The sequence below is a fragment of the Pseudomonas sp. GP01-A4 genome (assembly GCF_058780865.1).
This window is the reverse complement of sequence record NZ_JBYSWF010000067.1, coordinates 36,107-44,283: the sequence shown is the minus strand read 5'-3', so window position 1 is coordinate 44,283 and position 8,177 is coordinate 36,107. Positions and strand designations below refer to the sequence as shown.

Annotated in this window: 10 protein-coding genes; 6 read left to right on the top strand and 4 right to left on the bottom strand. The window is 62.1% G+C overall.

What is annotated here, in order from left to right:
- The 4 genes from AC3WKX_RS28120 to AC3WKX_RS28105 form a co-directional block, all read right to left on the bottom strand.
- The coding region (locus AC3WKX_RS28120) for an ATP-binding protein (RefSeq protein WP_102642709.1) at positions 1-1,245 on the bottom strand (1,245 nt) is incomplete at its 3' end.
- Positions 1,242-1,910, bottom strand: a complete 669-nt coding sequence (locus AC3WKX_RS28115) for a response regulator transcription factor (protein WP_003219550.1) — start codon at positions 1,908-1,910, stop codon at positions 1,242-1,244. The genes AC3WKX_RS28115 and AC3WKX_RS28120, both read right to left, overlap by 4 nt.
- The gene (locus AC3WKX_RS28110; protein ID WP_102604538.1) at positions 1,910-2,233 is read right to left on the bottom strand and encodes a PepSY domain-containing protein; all 324 of its coding nucleotides are present in this window, start codon (positions 2,231-2,233) and stop codon (positions 1,910-1,912) included. The genes AC3WKX_RS28115 and AC3WKX_RS28110 overlap by 1 nt, the downstream gene beginning before the upstream one ends.
- Positions 2,233-2,541, bottom strand: a complete 309-nt coding sequence (locus tag AC3WKX_RS28105) for a PepSY domain-containing protein (protein WP_008432789.1) — start codon at positions 2,539-2,541, stop codon at positions 2,233-2,235. The genes AC3WKX_RS28110 and AC3WKX_RS28105 overlap by 1 nt, the downstream gene beginning before the upstream one ends.
- Positions 2,542-2,700: 159 nt before the next feature.
- Between AC3WKX_RS28105 and AC3WKX_RS28100 the strand changes: the two genes are divergently transcribed.
- From AC3WKX_RS28100 to AC3WKX_RS28075, 6 genes are all read left to right on the top strand, one after another.
- On the top strand, positions 2,701-3,780 hold the full coding sequence (locus AC3WKX_RS28100) for a patatin-like phospholipase domain-containing protein (RefSeq protein WP_102604539.1): 1,080 nt from the start codon (positions 2,701-2,703) through the stop codon (positions 3,778-3,780).
- Between the two features lie 180 nt (positions 3,781-3,960).
- Positions 3,961-4,317 (top strand): 6-carboxytetrahydropterin synthase QueD, encoded by a 357-nt coding sequence (queD, locus tag AC3WKX_RS28095; protein ID WP_102604540.1) that lies wholly within the window; start codon positions 3,961-3,963, stop codon positions 4,315-4,317.
- Between the two features lie 89 nt (positions 4,318-4,406).
- Positions 4,407-4,859, top strand: coding sequence for a GNAT family N-acetyltransferase (locus AC3WKX_RS28090; RefSeq protein WP_102604541.1), 453 nt, complete (start codon positions 4,407-4,409; stop codon positions 4,857-4,859).
- 10 nt (positions 4,860-4,869) lie between these two features.
- Entirely contained in the window at positions 4,870-5,493 is a 624-nt protein-coding gene (locus tag AC3WKX_RS28085; RefSeq protein WP_008432778.1) for an NUDIX hydrolase, read from the top strand.
- A gap of 201 nt (positions 5,494-5,694) precedes the next feature.
- On the top strand, positions 5,695-6,963 hold the full coding sequence (gene codB, locus AC3WKX_RS28080) for a cytosine permease (protein ID WP_102604542.1): 1,269 nt from the start codon (positions 5,695-5,697) through the stop codon (positions 6,961-6,963).
- Entirely contained in the window at positions 6,960-8,177 is a 1,218-nt protein-coding gene (locus AC3WKX_RS28075; RefSeq protein WP_102604543.1) for a PucR family transcriptional regulator, read from the top strand. Before codB ends, AC3WKX_RS28075 begins: the two co-directional genes overlap by 4 nt.

Genomic DNA, 8,177 nt, shown 5'->3' with positions numbered 1-8,177 from the left:
ACCCCACACCTCGACAATATCCCGCACGATCCCCAGCCCCAGACCATGCCCGTCAGTCTGCTCATCCAACCGCGTGCCTCGGCTGAACACCTGATCACGCTGGCTCTCGGGAATCCCCGGCCCGTCATCTTCGACAGCCAACCGAAAGCCTTCCGGGGTTTCGCCGATGCTCAACACAATCTCCGCGTCCGCCCATTTACACGCGTTGTCCAGCAGGTTGCCCAACAGTTCCAGCAGGTCTTCGCGGTCCCACGGCAATTGCAAACCGGGCCGCACGCGGTAACTCAAATCCAGGTGTTCGCCATGGATCATGTTCAGGGTCGCAAGCAACCCCGGTAATTCGCCGTCGCAATCGAACAAGGCACCCGGCAGTGTCTCTCCGGCCAGGCGGGCACGATTGAGTTCACGATTAAGCCGTTGCTGCACCTGCTCCAACTGTTCCCGCAGCAGCTTGCTCAGTTGCGGATGGTCCTTGAGCTGTTCACTGGATGCCACGCTCAACAACACCGCCAACGGGGTTTTCAAGGCATGGCCGAGATTGCCCAGGGCATTGCGCGAGCGCTTGAGGCTGTCTTCGGTGTGGGCCAGCAGATGGTTGATCTGCGCCACCAGCGGCTCCAGCTCCACCGGCACTTGGGTATCCAGTTGCGAGCGCTGGCCCTGCTGCAGTTGGGCGATCTGGTTGCGTGCGGTCTCCAGCGGGCGCAAGGCGCGGCGCACGGTGACCCGTTGCAGAATCAGGATCAGCAACAGCGCCGCCAGCCCCAGCACCAGGCCGATCTGGCGCATCAGCCGAAAGCTTTCTCTGACGGGTGTGTAGTCCTGGGCCACGCTGATGGAAATCGACTGGCCAAACCGTTTGTAGTCCGAACGCAGTACCAGCAACTGCTGGCCTTCCGGCCCCAACTGCAGGTTGCCCTTCAGCCCGGCGTGGGGCAACTGCGGCAGTTCCTGGTCCCACAGCGAGCGGGAACGCCAATGGGTATCGGCAAAATCGATACGGAAATAGTGCCCGGAAAACGGACGCTGGTACGCAGGAGACAACCGCTGCTCATCCAGTTGCACACCCGCCGGCCCGCGCACCAGCGCCACCAGCAGGTTCTCGCTGTCGTTGCGCAAGCCGGACTCCAGGTAACGTTGCAGGCCCATTTCGAACAGCCACAGGCTGGTCTGCGCCAGCACCAGGCCGACGATCACCATCACACTGATCAGCCCCAGGCTCAGGCGCCGCTGGATCGACTTCATGCCGGGCTGGCACCAAACCGGTAACCCTGGCCGCGCCGGGTCTCGATCACGCTGCGGCCCAATTTGCGGCGCAGGTGGTTGACGTGGACCTCCAACACATTGGAGTCACGCTCGGTCTCGCCATCGTACAAATGTTCGGCCAGGTGACTTTTTGAAAGGATTTGCTCGGGGTGCAGCATGAAGTAACGCAGCAGCCGAAACTCGGCCGCGGTCAGCTGGATCTCCTCGCCATCACGCATCACACACTGGCGACCCTCATCCAGGTGCAAGCCGGCAGCCTGCAAGGTGGGCTGATTGGCGTGGCCATGGGAACGACGCAGCAAGGCCTGGATACGCAGGTGCAGCTCTTCGGGATGGAACGGTTTGCTGAGGTAGTCGTCGGCCCCGGCCTTGAGCCCTTCGATGCGCTCGGCCCAGGAGTCGCGGGCAGTGAGGATCAGCACCGGCGTGGCCAGGCCGGCGGCACGCCATTGCGTCAACACCTCAAGCCCGGGCAAACCCGGCAGGCCGAGGTCAAGGATGATCAGGTCGTAGGGTTCGCTGCGCCCCTGATACACCGCATCGCGCCCATCCGCCAGCCAGTCGACGGCATAGCCCTGGCGATTGAGCCCGGCCATCAGCTCATCGGCCAGGGGTACGTGGTCTTCCACCAGAAGCAGGCGCATCAGTCGTCTTCCTTGTCTTTGAGCAGTTGACCGGTGTTGGCGTCGAGTTCGATCTCGCGCACCACGCCTTCCACCGTCAACAGTTCGATTTCATAGATAAACCGCACAGGGCGATCCTCGTGCTCTTCAAGCTCGGCATCCAGCAGTTTGGCGCCCGGGTAGCGCTCGAATGCCGGGCCCAGCAGATGCTCAAGCGGCGCGATCACACCCTCCTGGCGCAGGCGCAGCGCTTCATCCTGGCCCAGGTCCCGAGCGGCCAGGCCTGAGCAAAATGCCAGGAGCACCAGCGCCACTTGAACGCTGGTGCGTAGATTTACCTTCATTACGTATCCTGATGATCCTTGAGGACGGCGCCGGTGACGGCGTCCAATTCCAGGTCCCACTCGACGCCCTGGGCGTCGCGCAGTTCAACCTGATAAAGGTATTTGCCGTATTCCTCTTCAAGCTCGGTTTCATGCACGGTGGCGCCGGGATGTTTGGCCAGTGCGATAGCATTGAGCTTCTCGAAAGACACAATGGTACCAGCGTCGCGCAACTTCAGTGCTTCGTCCGGCCCCAGGTCGCGAGCCTGGGCGACGCCTGCGGTGAGGGCGATGATACTGCTGGCGATCAAGGCTGTGAGGGTTTTCATGGTGAGTCTCCGTTTCGGGATATTTTGCCTACGGGGCTCACGGTACTGGATCCAACTTAACTGAAACTGAATTGCCACCATGGCAATTCTCTGCGAGACCTTTGCCTGCAACCGGGCAAGATTTTCTATACTGCCCTGCTCGCGGTAAATGAGACCGGTATGACTGCTATCCATATGAAGTTCCCCGCCTTGACCCTCAAGGCCGGTAAACGCGCTTTTGCACGCATTCGTGAGCAGGGGCTTGCGCCTGCGGACGTCGGCATCCTTCCCGGCGCTGCCGGCGGGCCCAAGGCGCTGGGCATCCAGGGTCTGGACCTGGCGCTGTTTGGTGACTGGCTGCCCCGGGCGCCCCGCGAGCGTGCGCTGATCGGCGCCTCGATAGGCTCCTGGCGGTTTGCCAGTGCGTGCCTGCCCGACCCGGTGCAAGGCCTGCTCGACCTGGGCCGGCTGTACAACGCACAAAGCTTTGCCAAAGGCGTGACCATGGCCGAAGTCAGCCAGAGCTGCGTGCGCATGCTCGATGACTTGCTGGCCGGCCGCGATGCCCGCGTGCTCGACAACCCGCACTACCGGCTGAACATCATGGTGGTCAAAAGCCATGGCCTGCTCGCCGACGATCATCGCGGTCGGCTTGGTTTGGGGTTGTCCTCGGTGATCGCCGACAACCTGAGGGGCCGCGCGCGGTTGTCCCGGCACTTCGAACGGCTGATCGTCCACGATCCACGCCAGGCGCCACCGCTGCATGCGCTCAAGGATTTCCCGTCGCGCTTCCTTGATCTGGAACTGGGCAACCTGCGCCAGGCCTTGCTGGCGTCGGGCTCGATCCCCATGGTGATGCAAGGCGTACGCGACCTGCCGGGTGCAGGCCAAGGCACTTACCGCGATGGCGGCCTGCTGGACTATCACCTCGACCTGCCCTACCACGGCGATGACATCGTGCTGTACCCGCACTTCACCGACCGGGTCATTCCCGGCTGGTTCGACAAAGGCTTGCCGTGGCGCCACGCCAATCAACAGGGTTTGCAGGATGTCCTGCTGCTGGCGCCGTCGAAGGAATACCTGGCGCGACTGCCCCACGGCAAACTGCCGGACCGCAGTGACTTCAAGCGCTTCATGGGGGATGACCCGGGCCGCAACAAGTACTGGCAAACCGCAATGAGCGAAAGCCAGCGGCTGGGGGATGAGTTTCTGCAACTGGCCGACAATGGCCAATTGGGCGAACGCCTGCTGGCTCTCTAGCGCCCTCTCCGTAGCAGCTGTCGAGCCCAAGCGAGGCTGCGTCGGCAGCACCTCGGTTTGTCAGACAAATCGCAAACGCAGCCTCGCCATGGCTCGACAGCTGCTACGCGGTATGCGCGCGGCCGCCACAAACTGTTAAACTCGCCGCCTGCCAGACACCTCACCGAGCTGAAAAACCCTGTGGAAATCTTCAAAGAGTTTACCTTCGAGTCCGCCCACCGCCTGCCCCACGTTCCGGAAGGCCACAAATGCGGGCGCCTGCATGGCCATTCGTTCAAGGTGGCGATCCACCTCAGCAGCGACCTCGACCCGCACACCGGCTGGATCCGTGACTTCTCGGAGATCAAGGCGATTTTCAAGCCGCTCTACGAACGCCTCGACCACAACTACCTCAACGACATCCCGGGCCTCGAAAACCCCACCAGCGAAGTGCTGGCCAAGTGGATCTGGAATGAACTGAAACCGCTGTTGCCGGAACTCAGCGCGATTCGCATCCATGAGACCTGCACCAGCGGCTGCATCTATCGCGGCGAATAAGCCGGCGATGTAAAAAACCACCCTTGCGGTGGTTTTTTTATGCCGGTGACTCCCTTACAGTCGTGGCCTCTTGTACAGGAAGCGCTGCGATGCCAACCCATATCCGCCCCGCTACCGTCGACGATATCGCCGCAATTGAAGCGATCGTCCACGCCGCCTACTCCCCTTACATCCAGCGAATCGGGCGCAAGCCAGGGCCGATGCTGGATGACTATCGCCAGCAGGTCGCTGCCGAACGGGTGCATGTGCTGGAGAGTGTGGGCCAGGTCCGCGGCTTTGTCGTACTGATTCATCACGATGAGTACCTGCTGCTGGATAACCTGGCCGTCGACCCCGGTGCCCAGGGCTTGGGTTACGGGCGCCTGTTGCTGGGCTTCGCGGAACGCCAGGCCAGGCATGGATCTATCCGTCTCTACACCAATGAAGCGATGACCGAAAACATCGCGCTGTACACCCGCAAAGGCTATGTGGAAACTCACCGGGCCGAGGAAAACGGCCTGCGTCGGGTCTACATGCAAAAAGACCTCACCGCCTCGCACTGAAGGAGCTCCCATGGAAAACACCTGGCTGGCCCAGGCCAAGCGCCTGCAAGCATTGGCCTCCACGGGGCTGCACTTCTGCACCGATGACTTCGAGCGCGAGCGCCTCGAGGAAATCGCCCAGATTGCCCACAGCATGCTGGCGCAATTGGGCGAAGTACCGCTGGAGCGCATCACCGGGCTGGTGCCGGATTTTGCCAAACGTTATTCGACGCCCATGATTGATGTGCGGGGCGCAGTGATTGACGGTGACCGGATCCTGTTGGTCCGCGAGCTCACGGATGGCTGCTGGGCATTGCCCGGCGGTTATGCGGATATTGGTTTGTCGGCGGCTGAAAACATCGTCAAGGAAATTCGCGAAGAGGCCGGGCTGACGGTCACGGCCAAGGCGCTGTACAGCGTCACCCACAAGGCCAAAGGCTTGTACCGGCCGGATATCCGGGACTTCTACAAACTCTACTTTCTGTGCGAACGGGTTGATCAACTGGCGCCGGCGGCCGGTTTCGAAACCACCGAAGTTGGCTTCTTCAGCCTGGACGATCTGCCGCCGCTGTCCCGTGGCCGCACCATTGAAAGCGACCTTGAGGCCGCTTTTGCCTTTCATCGCGGGCAGACCACTCACACCCTGTTCGATTGAATAACGGGTGATCCAATTTGTATCACCCTGCACCGCTTTCGCGCCTGAGTGGGCAGAAAGACCAATCCCGCCTGCGTGTTTCCCCTGTTTGGCTATAAATACTGTGCAACCTGCACAGTCCTGACCGTGCGCCCGTCACTGCCTCGCACTTGGCACGACGGGTGCAATAGGCCTGCGTCACTCATTCAGGGAGAACGGCACATGACGCAGAACGAACCGGGCAATGACTACCCTCTCAGCGAGGTGCCCATGCATGCCCGCAAAGGCCTGGCCTCCACCGCCATGGTGCTGCTGGGCTTTACCTTTTTTACCGCGACCATGTTCGCCGGCGGCAAGCTGGGGGTGGCCTTCAGCTTTACCCAGATGCTCGGCGTCGTGGCCCTGGGTAACCTGCTGTTGGGTATCTACGCCGCAGGCCTGGGTTACATCGCGTTCAAGAGCGGTTTGAACTCGGTGCTGATGGGGCGCTTCTGCTTCGGTGAAGTGGGCAGCAAACTCAGCGACTTGATTCTCGGTTTTACCCAGATCGGCTGGTACGCCTGGGGCACCGCCACCGCAGCCGTAGTACTGGGCAAGTATTTCGAGTTGAGCCAGGGCAGCGTACTCGGGCTGATGGTGCTGTTTGGCATGGTGTTCTGCGCGACGGCCTACGTGGGCTATCGCGGGTTGGAGATTCTGTCCTACATCGCCGTGCCGGCCATGGGTATTTTGTTGTTTCTGTCGATGTGGGTCGCCACCGTCAAGGTCGGCGGGCTCGATGGACTGCTGGCGGTGGTGCCGACCGGTGAGCTGGACATGTCCACGGCTATCACGCTGGTGTTCGGCACCTTTGTCAGCGGCGCTACCCAGGCTACCAACTGGACGCGGTTCTCACGCTCGGCCAGGGTCGCGGTGCTGGCCAGCCTGATCGGCTTCTTTATCGGCAACGGCTTGATGGTGTTGATCGGTGCCTATGGCGCCATCGTCTACCAGCAGCCCGACGTGGTCGAAGTGTTGCTGCTGCAAGGCTTCGCCATGGCGGCCATGGCGATGCTGTTGCTGAATATCTGGAGCACCCAGGACAACACCATCTACAACTTCGCCGTCGCCGGCTGCAACCTGCTGCGCACCAAGCGCCGCAAAACGGTGACCCTGGTCGGTGCAGTGATCGGCACCCTGCTGGCGTTGCTGGGCATGTACGACATGCTGGTGCCCTACCTGATCCTGCTGGGCACGGTGATCCCACCGATTGGCGGGGTGATCATGGCGGATTTCTTCTATCGCTACCGCGGCCACTATCCGCGCCTGGCCGATACACGCCTGCCGGCCTTCAACTGGCCAGGGCTGATCGCCTATGCCGTGGGTACGGTGCTGGCCTTTCATTCACCCTGGGTGGCGCCATTGGTGGGGATCGTGGCGGCGTCCCTGACCTACATCGTGCTGACCAGCGTATTGCGGGTGCGGGCACCTTTGGCTGACGTCCAGGCATGAGCCTGACAATCGCCGATGTGCTGGCCTTGCCCGGCCTTGAATCGATGTGCCTGCGGGCCGGGGAAGCCGGCCTGGAGAACACGGTGCGCTGGCCCTATGTCGCAGAAAACAGCGGGATCGCCGAATGGGTGCTGGGGGGCGAACTGGTGTTCGTCACCGGCATCAATCATCCACGGGACGAGGCCAATCTGTTGGTGCTGCTAGACGAAGCCTGTCAGCGCCAGGTCGCCGGCATGGTGATCCTCACGGGGCCGGACTATATCCAGGCGATTCCCCAGCGTTTGCTGGAAGCGGCGCAAGCGGCGGGCATGCCGCTGATCGAACAGCCTTACTCGTTGAAGATGGTACTGGTGACCCAGGCCATCGGTTCGGCGTTGATCCAGTCGCAGCAGTTGGGGCGCTCGCGACACGATGTGCTGGAGCGCCTGCTGGCCGGTGATTACCAATCCCTGGATTTGCTGCTGCACCGCGCTGCGCAGTTGGACATGCCGCTGGCCGGCCATTGGCAACTCGTCCAGTTGCAACTGGACGGCAGCGACGCGCTGTTTGCCCAGGGTGAGGCGCCAGTGGTCGAGGCGCAGCTTGCCCGACAACACGATGCGATTACCCGCCGTCTGCGCCAGTTTTCTGCGCAGCATCCGTCGCGCCTGCCCGTGCTGGGGCGTGCCGGACAATGGACGTTGCTGCTGCCTGCGATAGACGCGGGTGCGGCATTGGCCAACCGTCAGTTGTTGGCGGGTTGGTTGAAGGCACTGAATCTGCGCCTGGCGCCGTTGAAACTGTTTATCGGCCTGAGTGCTGCCGCGCACCCACCCGCGCGCCTGGCCCAGGCCCTGGATGAGGCGCGCCAGGCATTGGCCGCTGCGCGACGGTTCAGTGAACGCGCCGGGCTGTGTGTCTACGATGAGTTGGGCGTACTCAAGCTGCTCAGTGGCGTACGTGATCGCGCCCTGCTCGATCAATTCCTCAACGAACGCCTGGGGCCGCTGCTGCGCCACGACCTGCACCATGGCCCAAGCCTGATGCCGACCCTGGAGGCCTGGTTCCACGAGAATGGTAACCTTGTGGCCGCAGCCCAACGGCTGGCGGTTCACCGCAACACCCTGACGCACCGCGTCCAGCGTATCGAAGCCCTGTGCGGGCTGACGCTGGACAATGCTTATGACCGCCTGGACATCGGCATCGCGCTGATGATCTGGCGGCTGTCTGCCTGA

Excerpts from the sequence above, each read along its gene's own strand:
- AC3WKX_RS28090 (WP_102604541.1), top strand. The coding sequence starts at position 4,407 with ATGCCAACCCATATCCGCCCCGCTACCGTCGACGATATCGCCGCAATT.
- AC3WKX_RS28105 (WP_008432789.1), bottom strand. The coding sequence starts at position 2,541 with ATGAAAACCCTCACAGCCTTGATCGCCAGCAGTATCATCGCCCTCACC.
- AC3WKX_RS28100 (WP_102604539.1), top strand. The coding sequence starts at position 2,701 with ATGACTGCTATCCATATGAAGTTCCCCGCCTTGACCCTCAAGGCCGGT.
- AC3WKX_RS28085 (WP_008432778.1), top strand. The coding sequence starts at position 4,870 with ATGGAAAACACCTGGCTGGCCCAGGCCAAGCGCCTGCAAGCATTGGCC.
- codB (WP_102604542.1), top strand. The coding sequence starts at position 5,695 with ATGACGCAGAACGAACCGGGCAATGACTACCCTCTCAGCGAGGTGCCC.
- AC3WKX_RS28110 (WP_102604538.1), bottom strand. The coding sequence starts at position 2,233 with ATGAAGGTAAATCTACGCACCAGCGTTCAAGTGGCGCTGGTGCTCCTG.
- AC3WKX_RS28075 (WP_102604543.1), top strand. The coding sequence starts at position 6,960 with ATGAGCCTGACAATCGCCGATGTGCTGGCCTTGCCCGGCCTTGAATCG.
- AC3WKX_RS28115 (WP_003219550.1), bottom strand. The coding sequence starts at position 1,910 with ATGCGCCTGCTTCTGGTGGAAGACCACGTACCCCTGGCCGATGAGCTG.